Annotated in this window: 20 protein-coding genes, 1 tRNA gene, 1 other RNA gene and 1 pseudogene; 9 read left to right on the forward strand and 14 right to left on the reverse strand. The window is 68.2% G+C overall.

From position 1 onward, the window contains the following. Positions 1-211: 211 nt before the first annotated feature. The 7 genes from ACFZBB_RS25100 to ffs all read right to left on the reverse strand — a co-directional run bounded on the left by ACFZBB_RS25100 (position 212) and on the right by ffs (position 7,369). Entirely contained in the window at positions 212-1,273 is a 1,062-nt protein-coding gene (locus tag ACFZBB_RS25100) for an aspartate-semialdehyde dehydrogenase (RefSeq protein WP_391126460.1), read from the reverse strand. Then, positions 1,270-2,592 carry an aspartate kinase gene (locus tag ACFZBB_RS25105; protein WP_355335948.1) on the reverse strand — a complete coding sequence of 441 codons (1,323 nt, stop codon included), beginning with the start codon at positions 2,590-2,592 and terminating at the stop codon, positions 1,270-1,272. The genes ACFZBB_RS25100 and ACFZBB_RS25105 overlap by 4 nt, the downstream gene beginning before the upstream one ends. A 233-nt stretch (positions 2,593-2,825) precedes the next feature. Beyond that, entirely contained in the window at positions 2,826-3,491 is a 666-nt protein-coding gene (locus ACFZBB_RS25110; protein WP_391126968.1) for a DUF5063 domain-containing protein, read from the reverse strand. 85 nt (positions 3,492-3,576) lie between these two features. Next, positions 3,577-4,176: a recombination mediator RecR gene (recR, locus tag ACFZBB_RS25115; RefSeq protein WP_355335946.1), complete on the reverse strand. Its 600-nt coding sequence runs from the start codon at positions 4,174-4,176 to the stop codon at positions 3,577-3,579. 55 nt (positions 4,177-4,231) lie between these two features. Further along, positions 4,232-4,564: a YbaB/EbfC family nucleoid-associated protein gene (locus tag ACFZBB_RS25120; RefSeq protein ID WP_391042507.1), complete on the reverse strand. Its 333-nt coding sequence runs from the start codon at positions 4,562-4,564 to the stop codon at positions 4,232-4,234. A gap of 312 nt (positions 4,565-4,876) precedes the next feature. Next, positions 4,877-7,219, reverse strand: coding sequence for a DNA polymerase III subunit gamma and tau (locus ACFZBB_RS25125; RefSeq protein WP_391126464.1), 2,343 nt, complete (start codon positions 7,217-7,219; stop codon positions 4,877-4,879). A gap of 59 nt (positions 7,220-7,278) precedes the next feature. Further along, positions 7,279-7,369: signal recognition particle sRNA small type (gene ffs / locus ACFZBB_RS25130), an RNA gene on the reverse strand. A 76-nt stretch (positions 7,370-7,445) separates the two neighbouring features. Between ffs and ACFZBB_RS25135 the strand changes: the two genes are divergently transcribed. Together ACFZBB_RS25135 and ACFZBB_RS25140 are read left to right on the forward strand one after the other, a co-directional pair. Then, positions 7,446-7,533 (forward strand) — tRNA-Ser (locus ACFZBB_RS25135). Between the two features lie 317 nt (positions 7,534-7,850). Next, the gene (locus tag ACFZBB_RS25140; RefSeq protein ID WP_391126466.1) at positions 7,851-8,342 is read left to right on the forward strand and encodes a DUF4265 domain-containing protein; all 492 of its coding nucleotides are present in this window, start codon (positions 7,851-7,853) and stop codon (positions 8,340-8,342) included. 851 nt (positions 8,343-9,193) lie between these two features. Here the strand turns inward: ACFZBB_RS25140 and ACFZBB_RS25145 are convergent. From ACFZBB_RS25145 to ACFZBB_RS25155, 3 genes are read right to left on the reverse strand one after another with little or no spacing between them, the layout of a single operon-like run. Next, complete coding sequence (locus ACFZBB_RS25145) at positions 9,194-9,859, reverse strand: hypothetical protein (protein ID WP_391126469.1); 666 nt, start codon at positions 9,857-9,859, stop codon at positions 9,194-9,196. Positions 9,860-9,894: 35 nt separating this feature from the next. Beyond that, complete coding sequence (locus ACFZBB_RS25150) at positions 9,895-10,827, reverse strand: hypothetical protein (RefSeq protein ID WP_391126472.1); 933 nt, start codon at positions 10,825-10,827, stop codon at positions 9,895-9,897. After that, on the reverse strand, positions 10,824-12,575 hold the full coding sequence (locus tag ACFZBB_RS25155; RefSeq protein WP_391126475.1) for a hypothetical protein: 1,752 nt from the start codon (positions 12,573-12,575) through the stop codon (positions 10,824-10,826). The genes ACFZBB_RS25150 and ACFZBB_RS25155 overlap by 4 nt, the downstream gene beginning before the upstream one ends. Positions 12,576-12,660: 85 nt before the next feature. On the opposite strand from ACFZBB_RS25155, the gene ACFZBB_RS25160 reads away from it, so the two are divergent. The 5 genes and pseudogenes from ACFZBB_RS25160 (at position 12,661) to ACFZBB_RS25180 (ending at position 16,529) form a co-directional block, all read left to right on the forward strand. After that, positions 12,661-13,383, forward strand: a complete 723-nt coding sequence (locus ACFZBB_RS25160; RefSeq protein WP_391126478.1) for an NUDIX domain-containing protein — start codon at positions 12,661-12,663, stop codon at positions 13,381-13,383. A gap of 851 nt (positions 13,384-14,234) precedes the next feature. Beyond that, positions 14,235-14,744 (forward strand): HAD domain-containing protein, encoded by a 510-nt coding sequence (locus ACFZBB_RS25165; RefSeq protein ID WP_391126481.1) that lies wholly within the window; start codon positions 14,235-14,237, stop codon positions 14,742-14,744. Positions 14,745-14,832: 88 nt separating this feature from the next. Next, a pseudogene (locus ACFZBB_RS25170) lies at positions 14,833-15,219 on the forward strand (type II toxin-antitoxin system RelE/ParE family toxin). Further along, positions 15,216-15,548, forward strand: coding sequence for a helix-turn-helix domain-containing protein (locus ACFZBB_RS25175; protein WP_391126485.1), 333 nt, complete (start codon positions 15,216-15,218; stop codon positions 15,546-15,548). The pseudogene ACFZBB_RS25170 and the gene ACFZBB_RS25175 overlap by 4 nt, the downstream one beginning before the upstream one ends. A gap of 588 nt (positions 15,549-16,136) precedes the next feature. After that, positions 16,137-16,529 carry a DUF4234 domain-containing protein gene (locus tag ACFZBB_RS25180; protein ID WP_391126488.1) on the forward strand — a complete coding sequence of 131 codons (393 nt, stop codon included), beginning with the start codon at positions 16,137-16,139 and terminating at the stop codon, positions 16,527-16,529. 81 nt (positions 16,530-16,610) lie between these two features. Here ACFZBB_RS25180 and ACFZBB_RS25185 read toward each other — a convergent pair whose 3' ends face one another. The 3 genes from ACFZBB_RS25185 to ACFZBB_RS25195 form a co-directional block, all read right to left on the reverse strand. Next, on the reverse strand, positions 16,611-17,513 hold the full coding sequence (locus ACFZBB_RS25185; RefSeq protein WP_391126491.1) for a transcriptional regulator: 903 nt from the start codon (positions 17,511-17,513) through the stop codon (positions 16,611-16,613). A 160-nt stretch (positions 17,514-17,673) separates the two neighbouring features. After that, positions 17,674-17,901, reverse strand: a complete 228-nt coding sequence (locus tag ACFZBB_RS25190) for a cold shock domain-containing protein (protein ID WP_391126494.1) — start codon at positions 17,899-17,901, stop codon at positions 17,674-17,676. A gap of 15 nt (positions 17,902-17,916) precedes the next feature. Next, complete coding sequence (locus ACFZBB_RS25195; protein WP_391126496.1) at positions 17,917-18,552, reverse strand: hypothetical protein; 636 nt, start codon at positions 18,550-18,552, stop codon at positions 17,917-17,919. A 519-nt stretch (positions 18,553-19,071) separates the two neighbouring features. Between ACFZBB_RS25195 and ACFZBB_RS25200 the strand changes: the two genes are divergently transcribed. Continuing rightward, positions 19,072-19,356, forward strand: coding sequence for a hypothetical protein (locus ACFZBB_RS25200; protein WP_391126499.1), 285 nt, complete (start codon positions 19,072-19,074; stop codon positions 19,354-19,356). Between the two features lie 327 nt (positions 19,357-19,683). On the opposite strand, the gene ACFZBB_RS25205 is transcribed toward ACFZBB_RS25200, so the two are convergent. After that, positions 19,684-20,331 (reverse strand): TetR/AcrR family transcriptional regulator C-terminal ligand-binding domain-containing protein, encoded by a 648-nt coding sequence (locus ACFZBB_RS25205; RefSeq protein ID WP_391126502.1) that lies wholly within the window; start codon positions 20,329-20,331, stop codon positions 19,684-19,686. Positions 20,332-20,560: 229 nt separating this feature from the next. On the opposite strand from ACFZBB_RS25205, the gene ACFZBB_RS25210 reads away from it, so the two are divergent. After that, positions 20,561-21,817 carry an alpha/beta hydrolase fold domain-containing protein gene (locus ACFZBB_RS25210; RefSeq protein WP_391126505.1) on the forward strand — a complete coding sequence of 419 codons (1,257 nt, stop codon included), beginning with the start codon at positions 20,561-20,563 and terminating at the stop codon, positions 21,815-21,817. Positions 21,818-21,828 lie beyond the last annotated feature (11 nt).

Genomic DNA, 21,828 nt, shown 5'->3' on the forward strand with positions numbered 1-21,828 from the left:
TTGCACCGACGCTTCCCCCCGGACCACGCTCGGTGTGCAGCACCTTAGGGACCAGACCATAGGGCAGTGCGCTGACACAAAGACGCTCCCCCGAGCGAGTCGGTTCCCGCGGGGGAATGCAAAGTCTCCAACGTTCGGGTACGTGAGTTCAAGTGGTCCAGACCAGCAACTTCGTCCCCGGGCACATTGCCGAGGACGTGTCCGAGCGGCCTCAGACGGCGATGTCCGCCGCCACCACCTCGGCGATCTGGACGGCGTTCAGCGCCGCGCCCTTGCGCAGATTGTCGCCGCAGACGAACAGTTCGAGGGCGCACGGGTCGTCGAGCGAGCGCCGTACGCGCCCCACCCACGTGGGATCGGTGCCGACCGCGTCCGCGGGTGTCGGGAACTCACCCTGCCCCGGGTCGTCGGAGACCACGACACCCGGCGCGTTCCGCAGGATCTCGTGCGCCCGCGCGACCGTCACCTCGTTCTCGAAGCGCGCGTGCACCGACAGCGAGTGGGTCGTGATCACCGGGACCCGTACGCAGGTCGCCGTCGCCCGCAGATGGGGCAGCCCGAGGATCTTGCGCGACTCGTTGCGTACCTTCATCTCCTCCGACGACCAGCCGTCGTCGCCCGCGAGCGAGCCCGCCCACGGCACCACATTGAGCGCCAGCGGCGCCGCGAACGGCCCGAAGTCGCCCACCGTGCGGCGCAGATCGCCCGCCTGCGTGCCCGCCTCCGTCCCAGCGACCTTCGTCATCTGGTCGCGCAGCGCCGCGATCCCGGCCTGCCCGGCGCCCGAGGCCGCCTGGTACGACGAGACGATCAACTCGGTCAGTCCGAACTCGGCGTGCAGCGCGCCGACCGCCACGATCATCGACAGCGTCGTGCAGTTGGGATTGGCGACGATGCCGCGCGGGCGCATCCGTACCGCGTGCGCGTTGACCTCGGGCACCACGAGCGGCACCTCGTCGTCCATCCGGAAGGCGCCCGAATTGTCCACCACGACCACGCCCTTGGCCGCCGCGATCGGCGCCCACCGCGCGGCCACCTCGTCGGGCACGTCGAAGAGCGCGACGTCGATCCCGTCGAAGGCCGCCTCGTCGAGCGCGACGACCTGCGCCTCGGTGCCGCGCACCGGCAGCAGCCGCCCGGCCGAGCGCGCGGAGGCGACCAGCCGGATCTCCCCCCAGACGTCCCGGCGCGTGCTGAGGAGTTCGCGCACCACCGTGCCGACCGCCCCCGTCGCCCCCACCACGGCGAGCGACGGTCGCGGCGCGGCGCTCATCGCCCGGTCCCCCCGTAGACGACCGCTTCGTCGCTGTCGCTGTCCAGACCGAACGCCGAGTGCACGGCCTGCACGGCGGGCTTCACGTCGTCGACCCGGGTGACCACCGAGATACGGATCTCGGATGTCGAGATCAGCTCGATGTTGACGCCCGCGTTGGACAGCGCCTCGAAGAAGGTCGCCGTGACGCCGGGGTTGGTCTTCATGCCCGCGCCGACCAGCGAGATCTTGCCGATCTGGTCGTCGTAGCGCAGCGAGTCGAAGGCGATGACCGTCTGCGCCTTGGTCAGCGCCGCCATCGCCTTCTGGCCCTCGGCCTTGGGGAGCGTGAAGGAGATGTCGGTGAGCGCGGTGGCCGCGGCCGACACGTTCTGGACGATCATGTCGATGTTGATCTCGGCGTCCGCGATGGCCCGGAAGATCGTCGCCGCCTCGCCCGGCTTGTCCGGCACGCCGACCACCGTGATCTTGGCCTCGGACGTGTCGTGCGAGACGCCGGAGATGATCGCCTGCTCCATCGGACTGTCTCCCTGTGCTGACTCGTACGCGGCACGCGCTTGCTGCGGTCGCGGAAGGTTCGCGGGCCGTTCGCTGCTCACCCAGGTGCCGGGCAGCCCGGAGAACGACGACCGTACGTGGATCGGGATGTTGTAGCGGCGCGCGTACTCCACACACCGGTGCAGCAGGACCTTGGAGCCGGAACTGGCCAGCTCCAGCATGTCCTCGAAGGCGATCCAGTCCATCTTGCGGGCCTTCTTGACCACCCGCGGGTCGGCCGTGAAGACGCCGTCGACGTCCGTGTAGATCTCGCACACCTCGGCGTCCAGCGCCGCCGCCAGCGCCACCGCGGTGGTGTCCGAGCCGCCGCGCCCGAGCGTGGTGATGTCCTTCTTGTCCTGCGAGACGCCCTGGAAACCGGCGACGATCGCGATGTTGCCCTCGTCCAGCGCCGTACGGATACGGCCGGGCGTGACGTCGATGATCCGCGCCTTGTTGTGCACCGAGTCGGTGATCACCCCGGCCTGGCTGCCGGTGAACGACTGCGCCTCGTGCCCGAGGTTCTTGATCGCCATCGCCAGCAGCGCCATCGAGATGCGCTCACCGGCGGTCAGCAGCATGTCGAACTCGCGCCCCGCGGGAATCGGTGACACCTGCTCCGCGAGATCGATCAGCTCGTCCGTCGTGTCGCCCATCGCGGACACCACGACGACCACTTGGTGGCCCGCCTTCTTGGTGTCGACGATCCGTCGGGCGACGCGCTTGATGCCTTCGGCATCGGCGACGGAGGAGCCGCCGTACTTCTGCACGACAAGGCCCACGTGCGCTCCTCGCTCAGGGATTCCCAGGGGGTGCCGGGGGATTTCCAGGGGTTGTTGCGGTCGGCCCAGTTTAACGAGCAGGCACGATCCGCCCCGCACGTATCGCATGGTGAGATACGTCGCCCGAGGCGTGATCAGCCGCAAGTTTTACGGCCGGAGGCGCGGGGGCGGTGAGTGCGGTGGGCGTCGTGGGTCCGGTGGGTACGTGGGCGCCGCGGTCGCCCGGGGGCGTCCTACGTCGCCGGGCGCAGTCCCAGCGTCCCCAGCTCGGCCTCCATGACCTTGCCCGCCTCCTCGGCCAGCTCCTCCTCGTCGTCCCCGTCGCCGCCGGTGTCCAGGCCGTCCAGCTCGTCCAACGGGCTGTCCAGCCGTACGTGGGCCACGAGCGACTGGAGCGCGCGCAGGCTGGCACTGGCCGTGGAGCCCCAGTTGGACAGGTACGAGAACTGCCACCACCACAGCGCCTCGGAGATCCTCCCGGCCCTGAAGTGCGCGAGGCCGTGTGTGAGATCGGCCACGACATCTGCCATGTCGTCGGAGATACGGCAGGCCACCGGCGTCGACCGCGGCACGTACGGGTCGAAGACCTCGGAGTAGACGTCGATCGGTTCGAGGAGCGCCGCGAGCCGCTGCCGCAGGTCGTCCTCGTCCGGCTCGGGACCGACGTCCGGCTCGTACCGCTCGTCCGGGACGATGTCCTCGTGCGCACCGAGCCGGCCGCCGGCCAGCAGGAGCTGCGAGACCTCCAGCAGCAGGTAGGGGACCGCGCTGTCCGGGTCGTCGCCCTTGGCGACCTCGCGGACCGAGAGGATGAAGCTCTCGATCTGGTCCGCGATCTGTACGGCGAACTCGTCCGGTTCCTGCTCCTTGCCCGCCACGTCCTGTGCCCGATCCCGCATCTGGTCCTGCTTCTGCCTCCGGTCCTGCTTCTGGCCCTGCGCCTGAGCCTGCTTCTGGCCCTGGTCCTGCTTCTTCGTCACGGTCTCAGACATCCAGCAACCGCCTCCCTTCGAAGGCCCGCCCCAGCGTGACCTCGTCCGCGTACTCCAAGTCACCGCCCACAGGGAGGCCGCTGGCCAGTCGTGTGACCCGCAGTCCCATGGGCTTCACCATCCGGGCCAGGTACGTCGCTGTCGCCTCGCCCTCCAGATTCGGGTCCGTCGCGAGGATCAGCTCGGTGACGGTGCCGTCCGCGAGACGGCTCAGCAGCTCCCTTATCCGCAGGTCGTCGGGGCCGACGCCCTCGATCGGGCTGATCGCGCCGCCGAGCACGTGGTACTTCCCGCGGAACTCGCGGGTCCGCTCGACCGCCACCACGTCCTTCGGCTCCTCGACCACGCAGATCACCGAGGGGTCGCGGCGCGGGTCACGGCAGACCCGGCACTGCTCGTCCTGCGCGACATTGCCGCACACCCCGCAGAACCGCACCTTCGCCTTCACCTCGGACAGCACGTGCGCGAGGCGCCGTACGTCCGCCGGATCGGCCTGAAGGATGTGGAAGGCGATCCGCTGGGCGCTCTTGGGACCCACGCCGGGCAGCCTGCCCAGTTCGTCGATCAGGTCCTGGACCACGCCTTCGTACACGCCGACGAGCCTTCCTCACGGTTTCCGCGGTTCTCCGGTGGGGTTTCCGGAGGGGTCAGAACGGGAGGCCGGGCATGCCGCCCAGCCCCTGGGCGAGCGGGCCGAGCTTGGCCTGCTGGATCGCCTGCGCCGCCTCGTTCGCGTTGTGCACCGCGGCGACCACCAGATCGGCGAGCGTCTCGGTGTCGTCGGGGTCGACCGCCTTGGGGTCGATGACCAGGCCGCGCAGCTCACCGGCGCCGGTCACCTTCGCGGTGACCAGGCCGCCGCCCGCGGAGCCCTCGACCTCGGTCTCGGCCAGCTCCTGCTGGGCCGTGGCGAGGTCCTGCTGCATCTTCTGGGCCTGCTGAAGCAGCGCCTGCATGTTCGGCTGACCACCGGGAATCACGGTTTCACTCCTGACTGGCGTCTGCGGTGCGGTGCCACCTTTTTCGTGACAGGGCGAGCCTACGTGTTCGTACGGCCCAGCGCCCTACGCCGTACGGAGGATCGGAACCGGGCGGGGACCACCCGACGGGAGTACAACGCGTCCACCAGCGGTGGGGTGCCCGAATCCGGTGGTGAACTCGGCCGGGGACGGGTCGGGTCCTGGGCCGGGTCCTGTGCCGGGTCCTGTGCCGGGTCCTGTGCCGCGGACGCGGTTGTGCCCCGCGCCGTGCGTTCAGCCGCGCACCCGCGCCGTGCCCTGTGCGCCGCGCCCTCAGTCGTGCGCGATCTCCTCTATGACCGTGGCGCCCAGCTCCCGTACGAAGAGGTCGTGGCCGCTGAGCGCGGAGTCGACGAGATCCGGGTCGTCGTCCTCGGGGACGTCGTCCTCCAGCGGCGGCGGCATGTCGTCCATGGGGGGTGGCCCGGACTGGTAGGACGCGGACGGTGACTGGGGCGAGGAGTGGGACTGGTACTGACCTTGGCCCGGCCCCCGGTCTTGCCCGTATCCCTGTCCCTGGCCCTGGGACGAGGGGGGGCCGGCCTGGAAGTCCGGTCTCGGGGCGCCCTGGGGGCGGTCCTGCCCGGGGCGACCGGCCGGCGGCTGCGGCGGGCCCGAGGGGCGGGGGGCGCCACCGCCGCCTCCGTAACCGCCGCCTCCGCCCTGCCCGCCCGCGCTCCCGGCGCCACCGCCCCCGTTCGGGGCCACGATCGCCTCGATCTTCCACTGCACGCCGAGCGCGTCGCTGATGGCGGCCTTGAGTACGTCCTCGCTGCCGCTGTTCGCGAAGCTGTTGCGGGCGCCGGGGTTGTCGAAGCCGACCTGGAGGGTCTCCCCGTCGAAGCCCGCCACCTGGGCGTTGTTGAACAGCAGCATCCAGGTCAGGCGGCGGCGGTTCTTGACCGCCTCCAGGATGTCCGGCCACATCTGGCGCACCCGGCTGGGGTCGCCGAGCGAGGCGGTCGGGGCGGGGGCCTGCGCCTGGGTCTGGGCCTGGGCCGGTGGGGCCTGCGGCGCGGCGGGCGGGGGCGCCTGGGCCGGGGGTTGCGCCGGGGTCCGGTTCTGCGGCTGGCCGGGCGAGGCGGCGGACGGCCAGGCGCCGGGGCGCTGGGCGGGAGGTGCCTGGGCGGGCGACACCTGGGCAGGGGGCGCCTGGGCGGGGGGCGGCGGCACGGGCGGTGCGGCGGGCGCGGCGGCCTCGGCGGCGGGTGCCTCCGAGGGTACGTACGCGGGTACGGCGGGGGCCGGGGGCTGGGCCTGCGGTTGGACCTGGTGCGGTGCCTGGGCGGGGGCGTACGCCGTACCGTTCTCGCCCGAGGTACGGCCGCCGCCGAGTGCGGCCCTGGCGGCGGCGGGTCCGACGGCCTGCGGGGCGCCCGTATCCGTACCCCTACTCGTACCCGTGCCCGTGCCGCTGGACGGGCCGCCGCCCTGGGCGAATCCGGCGGAGACCCCGGCGGCGACGCCCCGCTCCAGCCGTTCCAGGCGGGCCTGCAACGAGCGCTCGTCCTCGTAGGCGGCGGGCAGCAGCACGCGGGCGCAGATCAGCTCCAGTTGGAGGCGGGGCGAGGTGGCGCCGCGCATCTCCGTCAACCCCGTATTGACCAGGTCGGCGGCGCGGCTCAGCTCGGCGGCGCCCAGCACGGAGGCTTGCGCCTGCATCCGCTCCACCACGTCGCGCGGCGCGTCGATGAGGCCCTTGTCCACGGCGTCCGGGACGGCCGCGATGATCACCAGGTCCCGTAGCCGTTCCAGCAGGTCGGCGACGAAACGGCGCGGGTCGTGCCCGCCCTCGATCACCCGGTCGACGATCTCGAAGACCGCCGCCCCGTCCCCCGCGGCGATCCCGTCCACCACCTCGTCGAGCAGCGCGGCGTCCGTGTAGCCGAGCAGCGCGGTCGCCATGGCGTACGTCACGCCGTCCGCCGCCGCGCCCGCCAGCAACTGGTCCATGACCGACATCGAGTCACGTACCGACCCGGCCCCGGCCCGTACGACCAGCGGATACACCCCGTCCTCCACGGCGATGGCCTCGCGCTCGCACACCTGCGCCAGGTAGTCGCGCAGCGTGCCGGGCGGCACCAGCCGGAACGGATAGTGGTGCGTACGCGACCGGATCGTGCCGATGACCTTCTCCGGCTCGGTGGTCGCGAAGATGAACTTCAGGTGCTCCGGAGGCTCCTCGACCACCTTCAGCAGGGCGTTGAAGCCCTGCGGGCTGACCATGTGGGCCTCGTCGATGATGTAGATCTTGTACCGACTGCTGGCCGGGCTGAAGAACGCCTTCTCCCGCAGATCACGGGCGTCGTCCACACCGCCGTGCGACGCCGCGTCGATCTCGATCACGTCGATCGACCCCGCGCCGCCCCGCGCCAGGTCCACGCACGACTGGCACACCCCGCACGGCGTCGGCGTCGGCCCCTGCTCGCAGTTCAGGCACCGCGCCAGGATCCGCGCGCTCGTCGTCTTCCCGCAGCCTCGCGGTCCACTGAACAGATACGCGTGATTGACCCGGTTGTTCCGCAGCGCCTGCTGCAACGGGTCAGTGACGTGCTCCTGTCCGATGACCTCGGCGAAGGACTCGGGACGGTAGCGGCGGTACAGAGCAAGGGACACGCCTACGAGGTTATCCGGGCCCACCGACATCCGGCCCCGTCATCCCCGCCGGCCCACGCAAAGACCCCCCACGCACCCGCCAGAGCCCACCTACCCTTGCTGCCTTCCGGCCCTGGGGGAGTTCAGCGAGATAGCGCCACGTGAGGGGCTGCCGCCCACCCTACCCGATCCCCCACCCCCCCATCGAGTTCGCAACCACCCCTCCACGCCCTGTACTGTTCCTCCCGGAGGATTCGCCTAGTGGCCTAGGGCGCACGCTTGGAAAGCGTGTTGGGGGCAACCCCTCACGAGTTCGAATCTCGTATCCTCCGCCATTGCTCTCACCGGGCAATACACCGTTGGCCCCCGCTGCTCGCAGCGGGGGCCAACGGTGTCTTCTCAGCCCTCGTTGTCCTGGTTTTTGTCCACAGGGGTGCAGCGGGGCGCCCCCAGATGGCTTCGGCGATCTTCCGCGCGACGTCCTTGAGCATGGCGTCCGGCACGTGGAGGTACCGCGACCTCATGCTTGCCGACGCTCGTTCCAAAGTCCGGGCGGAGCAAGAAGGCGGGCAGTAGTGGACCACCTGATCAGCTTCGCCGGCCGAGGCCGTGGGACGATCTTCGCCGAGATGAGCTGGCAGAGGCGGTGGAGATGAAGTACATCGTGCACGAGGACCCGGTCGGTCGGGCTGAGAGCAACTACATCGCCCAGGCCGATCTGGCCCCCTTCGGCCTCGACGGGCAGATCGAGCAACTATGGTTCCGGCCCAAGGAGGACGGTACATATGCGGTGACCTGCATCCCCTTCATGACCTACGGCCTCGCCCTCGGAGACCGGGTCCGCCTGTCACCGGCAAATCGTGTGGTCGAAGTCGCCCAGACGAGCGGACACCGCGTCCTGCGCACACTGCTTGAGCCGAGCGCGGACGCCGAACGACTTGGCCGCAGCATCGGCCACATCAAGAACTCGATCAAGGAATCCGGCCTACTCAGCGAATGGCACGGGGAGCGGTTCGTCGCCATCGACGTCCCGCCCGGCACTGACATGAGCCCGTTGTTCGCCCTTCTGCAACGGGAAGTCGACGAAGGGGGCGCCTTCTGGGAATGGGCCGACGCCACGCCGTTCTCCACCACGCGCAACTGACCACGCCGCGACCGGTCTTGGCACAAGCCAATTCCCGAGGCCACTTCAGAACGTGCAGGAAGCAACAAGACCTTGACCGTCTGGGGCCGCTGAACGACGTCACAGCCACTACCGCGGGCGGCGGCGGACGACGAGAACAATCTGTGGTCCGGCCTGGGAGTCTCCGTCTCAGGGTGCCGCCCTCATCAACGCTCGCCAACCCGCGTCGTGCCGTTACTCGACGCCCGCTGCCAATGCCGTCGCCATCGTCAGCCCTCGCCGCTTTCCGCTAGGCGTCCGGGCGCCAACTGCCAGAGCCTCTGGCTCACTGTAGGGCGGGGCCCAGAGGCCCGCAGTCGGTGACTTGCAGTCGCCTTCTGCCGGTTGATGGCACCCGCGGCGGTTTCCGCTCGTCGGCGGCGGCGAACGCTGGCGTCGCAGATCCCCATGGGGGTGCGGATGCTCCCGGGCTGTCAGTAGGTGCGGTCGGTTGCCGCAGCCTCGGAGAAGCGATGGGGCTCTACACGCATGAGTGCTGACATCTGCGTGAGTCGTGCGAATCTCCCGCATGCATGAACTAACTCATGACTCTACTGACGCTATGCCAGGGGCCATCCCCGCGGGCGCGGGGAGCAAATGAGGGCACTGGCGGACGGCCTTTGGGGGCGCGGGTCCGCCTCCGCTCGCGGGAGCGACTCATTATGCCCCTGACCTTCTTTCGGGCCCATAGCGCGTGTCCTGAGAGCGGCAGAATTAGCGCGTCGCGCCGGATGTTGGGTGGCGCGGAAGTCGACGGTAGGTGCCTGCTGCAGGCAGTCCGGCCGGCGAATGGTGGCGCGCTCGCTGTGCCCTGTGGCCTCAGGACAAACACTTCAGGCCTGGGGCGCGGGGCGAGCGGGGAAACTGTGTATCCACGCTATGTCGAACTGCTGAAGGGCGATGGAGTACAAGAGACCGGGCGCCCGGACGTACAGGCAGGGAGAGTTCCTGCCGTGGGTGGAGCTGCTGTAGAAGGTCAGGAAGGCGGCTCGGTCTGTCGCGATCACTCGGCAGGTGTTGGGCAGGTTGAACTCGCGGAGTTCAACATTGCTTTGCGTGGAGGTGACGTGGGCGAGGTATTCCAGGTTCGTCCGCACCTGGTTTCTGAGTAGGTTCGGGGTGTAGCCGGCATCGAAGCGCTCGACGTCGTACGAGCGCCGGTCGAGCCAGGAGTCCGCTCGGGTGCGGGAGTCGGGCAGCAGGACCTGGACGGAGTCGGGTGACAGTTCGCCGGACCACACAGGGGAGAACGCCTCGCGGGTGAGCACGTTTCCGCGTCCTGCGAGGACTTTGATCCAGCGGGCGCGGCCGAGGTCACGTGCGATGTCCTGCTCGGCGGACGATTGGTGACGGTAGACGCGGCGGAGCCCGGTGCCGGTGAACGAGGAGCACCAGGCGATCAGCCACCACAGGGGGCGCGAACCGCGTAAGAGGCCCAGGCCGAGCGCGATCGTGCTGGCTGCCAGCGAACTGACTATCCCGAGCAGAAAGGGAGTCATGCGAACCATCTCCTGTGACTGGACGGTGTCGAGTTCTAGGTAAGCGGCGAACAGATGTAGGGAAGGAGACGTCGTAGGATGTGCGCGGCGTTGCGGGCCGCGAGCTCGTGGTATCCGTGTCCCTTCCCTTCGTCGGCGTTGTCGGACACGCCTCTGACGACGATCCAGCCAGGGTTGTCTCCGCCGTGGACGGAGTTCTCCTGCCAGTACTGGCTGAGCCCCCCGGCTTCCATGTCCACGGCCAGAACCTTCTCGTGGTAGTTCTTGAGGTAGCGCCGGATTTCGTTTTTCCCGTCGGCGATGACGGCTTCGCCCGACCCGATCACCCCCGGGTAGACGTCAAATTCTTCCGAGGCGTGAGTACGGAGTTGGCCGTGGATGCGTGCCGGGGTGCCACTGTCGGTGAAGAAGGCGTTCACGGCGTGGACCACCGGCGCAGGTGCCTGGCGGTGCTCCCCGCGACGGCGGACGTCACCGTGCGGATTGATCTTGCGGTTTTCGTAGTAGACGACGTCGGTGGAGACGATGACGTTGCCGATCCGGGCATGCTCGGTGTCAAGACCGCCACCCACGCCGACCAAGGCCCACAGCCGCGGCGCATAGTAGCGGCGCAGATTTTCCAGGGCCGCCATCGCCGACCGCTGACCCTGGCTCTGGCTCTGAGTGGCCACGACGCGGACAGTTGATTCCGAGGTGGTATGGCTGCCCCGGTAGAAGTAGAGACCGCCGGGCTCCTTATAGCGATGCAGGTCCAACTCGTCTATGACGGCGCGTAATTCCTCACTGAGGATGGTGACCACTCCGATGTCCCACGTGGGCACGCCCCCACCGTCGCTGCCGTCACCGCTTGGCGAGTCGCTGACGTGGGAGGGCGCAGCACCTCCGAAGACCTTGGCGTGCTCTCCGATGGCATTGCTGTTGAAGTTGTTGTTGTTTCCGTGACTGACGATGCCCCGATTAGTGGTCACTGGTTTCCTCCTCCGCTGGAGTTGCTGGAAGCAGCTGGCTGGTTCCCTGCGACACTGGCCTGAGCCGCGTCGCCCACTGCGTTGTTGTTGAAGCTGTTGTTGTCACCGAAGTTGAAGATTCCGCTGTTGATAATATTCATAGCGCGGTCGGTGAATTCGGATATCTCCACGCCCTTGGAGGACAGGAAGTCACTGGCGGCACGCAGCAATCTCCGCTCAATAGTCTTCATCTGGCCCAAGATGTCACTTTTCTCCAGTTGCACCTTGGACCACGCCTGGCTCGACTCCTCTCTTATGCTCACCCGGCTTCCTATGAGGACATTGAGGATCGGGTCGCTGGTGAGGTCGCGGGGAAGCACGACTGCCTTCCCCAGGGCGTAGAGGTAGCGGACGGCTCGCCACGACCTCTGGATCTCCTGCGGCAATGCGACGAGCTCTCGAAAGGCGGACAAGACCACGGCGATGGCACCGTGCTGTCCGAATTCCTCGGTTCGCTGGAACGAGCGCGGTGTGTGCGCGAGGACGCACGCCGCCATGGAGATGCTCAAGGTCCGTCCCTGGACACTGACGTGCAACAAGACAGTTGCGACGTATTCCGATCCGGCCGTGGGAGTGGTGACTTCGAGGAAGTGGTGCCGTCTGCTTCCTGGGGTGTTGATGACGGTGCGGAGCTCGGCTTCGTCCAACGTCTGGGCGAGGAGGGACGAGTCTGTCGCTACGTCGGTCTCGGCCACGTAGACGCGGTCACAGACCTGTATGGGGAGTCGGACGTCCTGGCTGTCAGTGTCGAGCGGACGGACCGAATCGCGTAAGTAGTCGACCAGTTCATGCGCCCGGAAGGGGGGCACCGAGTGCTCGAGTTCATGGAGCGTGGCGTCCTTCTTCTCACTTGGACGCAGCAGCTGGATGCTCATGGGCGGGTTCCATTGATAGACGAGTTCACCGGCTCCGATGAAGGGCGACTTGTCCCCGAAGAGCGTGAAGACGGTGAGATCTTCCTCCTCGCCGTCGTCCTCGCTGTGACGCGGGCGGCGGTAAACCGCGCATGCCTGCCGCTGCTGCAGGTCCGCTACCCGCTGCCGGCCAGACAGGTGTGCGGGCCGGAGATTCGGTGCCCGGTGGATGCGGTTGAGCATCAACTGGCGTGTGGCTCCGACCCCGAGGCACATGACCGACATGCCCGTAGCCACGACCAGGGCCATGAGGGCCTGACCCGGATCGGAAATCGCCACGGCCGCACCGACCGATGTTACGGATAGTGCGACGACGCGGAGGCGTCGGAACGTAAGCGCCTTCTGCGTCTTCCTCCGGGGAAAGAGCAGCCCGAAGAAGTGCCGATTGCTTATCTCCCGCTCCAGGTCGCGACGCTTCGATTTCCGTTTGGCCTCCCGGTCGCGATCGGCCTTCCGCAGCACCATCGCGACACGGAGCATCCAAAGAAGAGCGAGGCCACACGCGACGAGGACGGTGCACGACAGAAATCCCACCAAGGCTGGAACGACCACCGCTCCGACCAGAACCGCACGGAGAAGCGCGGCCAGCGCCGCGGCCCGCCACGCGTGGCGCATGACAGGAACGATGTCGAAGCCGTAGGAGGGGGCGACCCGTCGGTACGGAGCAGTGCAGACCTCGTCGATCACAAGGTCACGGAACCGTTCGTCAACGTACATGCCAGCGCATAAGTGGCGGGTGGCTGCGGTGGGTTCGCCGACCACTTCCTTGGCCGGTAGCGCATGTGAAGTGATCATGCCGTGCCCCTACCTTACGAGGTTAAGGTCTATGAGACCATAAGTGCCGAGGAGCTTTAAGTCAATATGACCTTTAGGAGTTCTGGTGGACGACTGGCTGAATGACTCCACTGAGGTGGAGCCGTCGTGGGTGACCGTGGATCTGGCGATCTTCACCGTCAGGAACGACCAGCTGATGGTGCTCTTGATCGAGCGCGGGCTGGAGCCGTTCCTCGGCCGGGCCGCGCTGCCCGGCGGCTACGTCCAGAAGGATGAGACCTTGCGCGACGGTGCCTTGCGCGAGCTACGGGAGGAAGCCGGGATCGACGGCAGCCAGTTGCACTTGGAGCAGCTCGGCGCATACGGCGATCCGCCGCGCGACCCGAGGGGAAGAGTCGTCACCGTCGCCTACCTCGCCTTGGGGGCGGACCTTCCCGTGCCCGTGGGAGGCACCGACGCCGAACGCGCCTACTGGGCCCCGGTGTCAGAACTCGCGAGCGCCAAGGAGGCGCTGGCGTTCGACCACGCCGCCATCCTCGCGGACGCCCTTGAAGAGGTCCGCAGCAAGCTCGAATACACCGCCATTGCCACAGCCTTCTGCGGCGAGTCATTCGCCTTGAGCGAGCTGCGTGCGATCTACGAAGTGGTCTGGGGACAATCCCTGGACCCGAGCAACTTCCGCCGTAAAGTGCTCAACACGGTGGGCTTCGTGCAGCCCACCGGAGAACAGCGGCTGCCCCCCACCGGTCGCCCGGCCGCCCTCTACCGCCGGGGGGACGCGTGGCTGCTCAGTCCGCCTTTGCTGCGGAGCAATGGGCACAGCGCATAGCTGGCCCGCGATCGACTTGATCGACCACTTCACCTGCAGTGCGAAGACGGCACGCCCGCGCCAGCATCTGCGGCGCCGGACTTTCACATCTCTCAGGTCCGCTCCAGCAGCCGAACGGCCAGGGTGGGTGCATCTTGCAGTTACGGCGAGCAGTTCGGTGTGGCGCTCGTTCGCCACAGCATGGTGGATTCATCCCCGCAGGCGCGGGGAGCAGGTACGGCCACGGTCGATGGCGATTCCGGCGTTGGGTCCATCCCCACTCGCGCGGGGAGCAGTCTGATTGGCCTGCGGTCTCCTATGAACCTAAGCCGTGCAGAACCAACTTCAGAGAAGCCACAAAAGGCGCATCCCGTCCTCGGGGCGAGATCCACCTCCCCAGCGAACAGAGTAGGGCCGACAAGGAAAGTATCCAGCGCTTGCAGAAGAGAGAGCACCCCGGGCAGCACCGCATCAACATCACCACGCGGCGCCGCCGCCCACGCTCTCTCCGCACGACCCCGGCTTCAGGAACCGCACGCGCAACACCGAACCACTGGTCCAACAGGGTCAGCACCCTGCACCCCGGAGGGTTGCAATTCGGGTTGCATTCACCCCCGTTCACGTGCATCCACAGGACACGCCAGCCCGCACTGAGCCCCAGCTCAGGACGGTGACGAACCCCGGCGTACGCCGGAACGGAGAGTTGGAAAGCGTGTTGGGGGCAACCCCTCACGAGTTCGAATCTCGTATCCTCCGCCAGTGCCTCACCGGGCACGATGTCGTTGGCCCCCGCAGCTTGCTGCGGGGGCCAACGTCGCATGTGGTCCCGATTGCTGTCGGCGAAGCGCCTGCGTGGCACTTACGGTGCTGCCGTGATCCCTTCCACCCAGCATCCGCTGCTGTTCCTGGACGTTGACGGTCCACTCATTCCGTTCGGGGCGACACGGGAGCCGTACCCGGAGGGCTATCCGACGTACCGGCCGCAGAAGGCGGGTGCGAACCCGCTGCTGGCCAGGGTCGATCCGGCGCTCGGGCCGCGGCTGCTGGCGCTGCCGTGTGACCTGGTGTGGGCCACCACGTGGGAGTCCGAGGCAAACGACTGCCTCGCGCCACTGCTGGGTCTGCCGCAGCTCCCCGCGGTCACCTGGCCGGACCCGTCCGACGAACCCGAGCCAGCCGGCCTCCACTGGAAAACCCGCACACTCATCAACTGGGCCACCGACCGCCCCTTCGCCTGGCTCGACGACGAGATCACCGACAACGACCGCGTCTGGGTGGAGGCACATCACCCCGCTCGAACGCTCCTCCACCGCATCGACCACCGCTACGGCATCACGGATGCGGACTTCACCGCTCTCGAGGCTTGGCTACGGAAGACGTAGCCGCCTCCTGACGGCATACGCGTAGCCGGTAGAGCACATCAGCCGCCTACGCTTGTCGATACACTTAACTATCTATACAGTCGACTATATGGGCGATGGCTGGGAGATCGAGATCGAACCGGAAGTCCGGCACTGGCTGGACAACCTGTCCGACCGCGACTAGCTCGTAGCCGAGCATGCGGCTGAACGCCTGCTCGACGCGCCGACCACGCTGTCCGAGCCGTACGCCCGACACCTGGGTGAGGGCTTACGCGAACTCCGATTCAGCCTCGGCCACGACGGCAACGCCGTCCGTCTGACGTACTGGCTCGCCCCCGATCGCCGGATCGTGCTGCTGACCGTGTTCCGCAAGACGCGGATGCGGGAGGATGCGGAAGTGGATCGGGCCAAACAGGCCAGGAAGACGTGCGAAGCCGAGCGGCACAGCGCGCACGACGAGTTCACTCGCGATGTCATGAAGGGAGCGGACCTGTGAACCACGCTCAGTGGAAACTCGCCCGCGAGCGGAAGACCGCGGAAGGCCACACCGAGCCTCCCGAGGTGGCAGCGATGCGCACCGAGATTCGGATGGCCTTCGACCTCGGACAAGCGGTGTACGACCGCCGGACCGAACTGGGGATCTCCCAGACCGAACTCGCCAAGCGAGCCCGCATGACACAGCCCCAGGTGTCGAAACTCGAACTCGGCGGCACTGTCCCCACCCTTCCGCTCCTCGCCCGGCTCGCCGAAGCCCTCGACGCTTCACTCAACATCGCTCTCGACGGCGATACCTCCACCGTCGAGTTCGTCGCGCACGCCGCCTGAGGGTCACTGGTCTTAGTTCTGGTCTCATTCGCCGGCGTCCAGCGGCGTCCGGCCACCCGTCCGCCGACCAGTCCACCGCAGGTCGGTACGTACCCGTCCACCGGCGGTCGACAACGTGACCCGTTGGAAAGCGTGTTGGGGGCGCCCCCTCACGAGTTCGAATCTCGTATCCTCCGCACTTGCTCTCACCGGGCAATACGTCGTTGGCCCCCACCGTTCGTGGTGGGGGCCGGCGGTGTCTTCTCAGCCCTCGTTGTTCTGGTCTTCGTCCACAGGCGGTGTCTCCGTGGGCTGTTACGACGACGAATTCGGTTGCGCCACATGCTTTGAGCCGGCGAGTCTCCGGTCCAACTCCGTGCCGACCTGAGTTCCCCAGGGCATGCGATGCGCGCACACCAGACATAGTCTGGTAAGAGCATCTTTCGATCCAGGGAGTTTCCCATGGACGATTCAAGGGCCGCTGCCGCGCACGGCACGCCAGTGAGCCCAACGGCAGTCCCACCCGGCTATTCACTTACGCCAACGCCGGGGACAACAGAGGATCCGTCCCTCGGAGCGAGTGGTTCCGCGATGAAGTACCGCGGATCCGTGGTGGTTTGGCTGCTCTGGCCGCTCCTGACCCTCGGGATCTACCATCTGGTCTGGTATTTCAAGATCCACAAGGAGTTGAAGCAGTACGACCGCCAGCAGGTCAGGTTGAGTCCTGCGGGCAGCACTTTGGTCATGCTGCTTCTCGGCTGGACGATCGTCGCGCCGCTGATCTCGTACTACAACACCGGGGAAGCGATCGCGAAGGCCCAGCGCCGAGCCGGTATTCCTGTGACGTGCAGCCCGGTGATCAGCATGCTGCTGTGGTTCGTTTTCGGGCTGAACGTCTTCTACATCCAGCGGCAACTGAACCTCATCGTGGACGCGTACCCCGGTGCCCAGCCAGGGCAGACGGTCGCACTGCCGACGAATGATCACCCCGGAGCCCTGTAGCGCCTGTGGTCAAGGGGGACCTTGAGGATCGCAGTCCGGGTGGCATTCACCCCGGTTCAGGAGAGCCCTGGGTATCAGTCATCAGGTCGCGAGCGCCTCGCCGATCCTGGGGTGGGCGGCTCCGGGAAGGGCTTGGCGCAGGGTCTCGGCTCGCGTTCGGAGGAGGCCGTCTCGGTACGCCTCCGGCAGGCGCTTCCAGATGGCGACCGCCTTGTCGGCTGCCGCGGCGGGGGCGCCGTCGGTGCGAAGGCAGATTGCGGCGTCCATCTCCAGCAGTGCGCGGGTCATCACGGACGGGGAGCGGGTGAGGGCGAGCGCTGCTTCCTGCTCGGTGTACGCCTCGCGCGTACGGCCCAGGATCGTGAATGCCTGCGACAGGTGGACGTGGTGGTTTTGCGCCGGATACCCGAACCAGGTGTCGGCGGCTTGGGTTCCGTCCAGGTGCTCCGCGATGAGGCGCGCGGTGGCGACGGAGCGGAGTGCTCCCTGCTGGTCTCCGATGGCGGCGAGGGCGCGGGCGTTGACGGCCGCCGCCAGGGCCGCGGCGGCGGACGGACTCTGCCCGGCTTCGGCCCGGGCCCGGCCGGCGAGATCGGCGGCGGCCTTCGGGGCACCGTAGTTGAGGGGGACCATCGCGTGACGGGCCAGTGCCCAGGCGAGCGTCTGCCGGTCGCCGGACTCGCGGGCGGCCCGCTCGGCGGTGGTGAACCAGCCGTGCGAGTCACGCTGGTCGCTACGGTCGGGCTGGATGATCGCCACAAGCCCCGTGATCCCGGCGGCGGTTCGAGCGAGGTCCGCTCGCGCCGCGGCGGCACACGGCCGGCCGAGGACGTCACGCAGCAGGTCGAGGTCATCCCGCATCTGCGTCAGGACGACGGTGGGAGGACGACCGCGACAGCCGCCGCGGTGCCGCTCGAAGGCACCGTCGAGATGGGCGAGATCGTCGGCATCGGAGCCGGTCAGTGCCGCGTTGATGAGCTCCACCGGGCGTGGCATGGCCGAGCAGCCGCCGTCGCACATGCCGACGACGGCTGCTGAGGCGTGACGCAATCCACAGGTCCCGCCCGATCCGTTTCGTCGGAGCGGTCCCGACGGCCCGCGTGAACGGGGTGTGAGCCCGGGGAAATTCCCGCAGTTATGCGGATTACGTTTCCGGTGTCTCAAGGGTGATGCGTTCGGCGAGGTAGTCGTACCCGTCCTGAGGACCGTCGCCGATGGTTACCCAGACCTGCTGACCTTCGTGGAGTTTTGCGAACCCTGGCATTTCGATCGCGGCGAAACCGGCCCAGCAGCCGCCGGGAGCGGATGGGGAATCAATGACTCCCCATCCTTCGTCGTCGAGCCAGAAACGGACGACACCACGCTCGGGCATGAGGAACGTCGCCTTTCAGCAGGAAGTCGGCGAGCAGGGATAGGCGGAAAGCTTGAAGTGGCCATAGTACTGCAGGGTAGCGACGCCTCCGCCGGGAACAGCCCAGGTGATGACGTCGGAATACGCGATGCTGTTGTTGTCGCGGGCCGGATTGTAGGTGCCGTGGAAGACGTACCGGCAGATGACGCCGGGATGCGGGGCCTGCTTGGGCTTGGTGACGCCGTTGAGCGCCCAGATCTGGCCGGCCTCGTTGACGGTTCCCGCCGCGGTCGCGCAGGCCGTCGTGCTGAGACGGTACGACCAGGAGGCGGTCGCGCCGCCGCACGCGTGCTGCACGGTGTAGGTGCCGTTGGCGTCGATGAAGGTGTTCTGTGTGCCGCAGGGCAGCACCTGCCCGGTGGGCTGGCCTGCGGGGGTGACCCCGGCGTGGCCGGCGTCGAGGCTGATCCGCTTCCCGTCGACCGTCAGGACGGAATGGAAGTCGGAGGCGGTGGCCGGTGCGGCCGTCGGGCTGTCTGCATGGGCCGCAGAGGCCGCAGAGGCCGCAGAGGCCGCAGAGGCCGCAGAGGCCGCAGAGGAGAATCCGATCATCGTCCCCGCGGTAATCACGGCGGACACGAGAAGTGTACGTAATTTCATGGAGAACCCCACCCCTGGATACTGCGCCGTCCGAAAACGACATGGCACGTCAAATTAACTACCGCGTCCACGCATGTCAAACAATTTTTCCAGTGGCCGACACAATCAGATTCTGTACAGCACGTGGTTTTACTCGGCACGCTTTCAGTCCGGCAGAAAACGGAATACATTCCGCGTACCGCGTTCGTACGGCTGAGGCGGACGGCCGGGTGCGCCCCGCCCTTTTTAGGCGTCCCGGAGGCACAGGCTCCGGGCGTGTGCGCTGGGGATTCGCCCCGCGGCGACTTCGGCCGCCTGTCGGGGCGCGGCGGTTCGGACGGGCGAGCGGAAGGGGCGGGCCGCGGTTCTGTTCCGGACGGGTCTGCTCGCAGGGGCCGACCCGCCACCGTGGCCCAGAAGGACGTCCTGCGGCGATCCGCCCGGTCGTGCGCCGATCCGCCCCGGCGGGTGGATCGGCCGATGCGATGGCCCGGCTCTGCGCACCGACTCCGGCGTGAGCGCCACTCGCCGCCCAGGGGTGAGGCTGACGTGGTGACGTCTCCGATGACCCTGGTCGAGGCGCACGACGGCAGGACCACCGAGCAGCGGTGGGACTGGGTGCTCTCCCGGCTCAAGGTGGCTGACGTCGGAAAGGAAGAGGCCCGCCGGGCCCGCCGCCTCCTGGCCGACGCCAAGCTCCATGGCCGCAAGTACGCGATCGACGCAGTGCTCGCCGTCATCGCGCGACAGCAGAGGGGACAGGTCACCGTCTTCACCTCGGACGTCGACGACCTGGAGAAACTGGTCCCGGACACGATCGTCGTCAAGCAGGTGTGACCCGCCCGCCCCCGTCTCAGCCCTGGTCTCATTCGTGCCCGTTCATCGGCGTCCGTACGCCTTTCGCCCGACCACTCCATCGCAGGTCAGGACGTCCCCGCCTCTCCCTGGATACCAAGGCGACCCGTTGGAAAGCGTGTTGGGGCAACCCCTCACGGGTTCGAATCTCGTATCCTCCGCCAGTGCCTCACCGGGCACGATGTCGAAGGGCCCCATCGTCCGCGGTGGGGGGCCAACGACGTTGCGTACGTGCCCCGGTGGCGCTGGGCGGCTCCGGGTGGCCGGGGCAGGCGTCGGCGCCGGGTAGAACCATGCGAGCGCCGCTTCCTAGCGGAGCCCAGGCGTTGCTTGCGCCGGACCGCCTCGGCGGCCACGAGCCGGCGGCGGTCCCGCGTTCGTGCTTGCCAGGGCGCGCAGGACGTGGGCGATGAGGGTGTCGAGGTAGTCGGGGTCCGGCATGCCGAGGTGGAGGGCCATGCGGTGGTAGAGCGGGCCGTACAACAGGTCCAGTGCCACGTCGAGGTCCGCGTCCGCCGGGAGTTCGCCCGCGTCCTGAGCGCGGCGGATGCGCTGTTTGAACGTGGCGATGCGCGGCCGGATGAGGCGTTCGCGGAGGTCGTTGGCGAGGTCGGCATCGTGCAGTGCCTCGGCGATCAGTCCGATGGCGGGTGAGGTGAACGGCGGGGTGAGGATGCTGATGACCTCGGCAAGCAGGGCGTGCAGGTCGGCGGCCAGGTCTCCGCTGTCCGGCGGGTCGGCTGCGACGTTCGCGGTCTGGTCGAGGAGGTCCAGCACAATGGCGCCTTTGGACGGCCACCACCGGTAGATGGTCATCTTGCCCACTCTGGCACGCGTGGCGATTGCCTCGATGGTCAGCCGCCCGTAGCCGTTCTCCCGGCAGATCTCCTCAGTGGCGGCGAGGATCGCCCGGCGGCTGCGCTCGCTGCGGCGCGCCGCGTCCGGCTCCTTGGGCATGCGCTCAGCATAGACGAACTAGACGGAACGTCTCGTCTTGACACTGCGTCGGTTCCTCGGCCATGCTCCAGCGATACGAAACGTATCGTCTCATCCGTGCATCGAGCCGGACCAAGGAGGACGGCGTGACCGCCGGAGCAGCCGCTCTCGACCAGGTCACACCAGCAGCCCTCCGTTCACACGCATGTGGTTGCGATCCTCGGTCGGGGTCCACGTCCTTGGAGGTTTCGTGCCCGTCGGCTATCTGATCACCGTGGCGCTCATCGCCTGGTGCACCTTCTTCGCCGTTGTCTCCCCGCGTCGGCCCGGCCCGGTGGCGAGCATGAGCTTCGTCTTCGGTCTGCTCCCCAACGAGTTGCCGTTCGTGGCCATATACGCCCTCGTGGCCTCCACCGCACTCGCCGCGGCCCAGGGTGACCTGGGGTCGACGGGCGCCCGGGCGGTGGTCGGGGTGGCCGCCGCCACCGTCATCGGGCTGGCCGTCGCCGCCTGGCGCGGCGTGCGGTCGGACCGGGCCGTCGGGCAGGCCCTCCGGGAAGGGCTGGGGGCCGACTGGCGGGATCACGTGCAGGCGCCGCCGCGCCGCCACCGGGCCTGGGCCCGCATCCTGCTGCTGCCGCCACCGGGCCTCCTGCGACCGCGCGGCGTGGAGCGGATCGCCAACATCCGCTACGGGGACGCCGGGCGCCGCAATCTGCTCGACCTCTACCGCCGCCGCGACGCACCGGACGGCGCTCCGGTCCTGATCTACTTCCACGGCGGCCATTACTCCAGCGGCGCGAAGAGCCGCGAGGGGCGTCCCCTGCTGCACCGGCTCGCCGGACAGGGATGGGTGTGCATCAGCGCCAACTACCGACTGCGGCCCCAGACCACCTTCCCCGGCCACCAGATCGACGCCAAGAAGGTCATCGCCTGGGTCCGCGAGCACGGCTCCGGGTACGGCGCCGATCCGTCGAGGGTGTTCGTGGCGGGCGGCTCGGCCGGCGCCAACCTGGCGGCTCATTGCGCGCTCACCCCGAACGACCCGGCGTTCCAGCCCGGCTTCGAGGACGCCGACACCTCGGTGAGCGCAGCGATCTGCTTCTACGGCTACTACGGCCACTTCTTCGGCGAGCAGCCCGACGAGACGCCGCCGCAGGAGCAGCCCTACCGGTACCTCAATGCCGGCGCGCCGCCGTTCCTGGTCGTCCACGGCACCAGGGACCCGCTGGGCACCGTCGAGGGGGCCCGGAGCTTCGTCGGCCGGCTGCGCGACGTATCGCACAACGCCGTGGTCCTCGCCGAACTGCCCGGCGGACAGCACGTGATGGACCTCTACCACTCGCCGCGCTCCGAGGCGATCGTGGACGGCGCCGAAGCCTTCGCCGGCTGGGTGCTGTCCTCGCCCAGGTCGCCGGGCCGCACCCCGCACACCGCCACCGCCGATGCCGCCATCGCGACCGGCCCGCACGCCCGGAAGCCGGCCTCGTCGGCCGGCTCCTCCTGAAAGGCGCAACA

This window comes from Streptomyces sp. NPDC008139 (assembly GCF_042957025.1).
Lineage (GTDB): Bacteria > Actinomycetota > Actinomycetes > Streptomycetales > Streptomycetaceae > Actinacidiphila.

Coding starts and splice junctions, on each gene's coding strand:
- ACFZBB_RS25100 (WP_391126460.1), bottom strand. CDS start 1,273: ATGAGCGCCGCGCCGCGACCGTCGCTCGCCGTGGTGGGGGCGACGGGG.
- ACFZBB_RS25110 (WP_391126968.1), bottom strand. CDS start 3,491: ATGCGGGATCGGGCACAGGACGTGGCGGGCAAGGAGCAGGAACCGGAC.
- ACFZBB_RS25140 (WP_391126466.1), top strand. CDS start 7,851: ATGAAGTACATCGTGCACGAGGACCCGGTCGGTCGGGCTGAGAGCAAC.
- ACFZBB_RS25145 (WP_391126469.1), bottom strand. CDS start 9,859: ATGACTCCCTTTCTGCTCGGGATAGTCAGTTCGCTGGCAGCCAGCACG.
- ACFZBB_RS25155 (WP_391126475.1), bottom strand. CDS start 12,575: ATGATCACTTCACATGCGCTACCGGCCAAGGAAGTGGTCGGCGAACCC.
- ACFZBB_RS25190 (WP_391126494.1), bottom strand. CDS start 17,901: ATGCCCGAGCGTGGTGTCGTCCGTTTCTGGCTCGACGACGAAGGATGG.
- ACFZBB_RS25205 (WP_391126502.1), bottom strand. CDS start 20,331: ATGCCCAAGGAGCCGGACGCGGCGCGCCGCAGCGAGCGCAGCCGCCGG.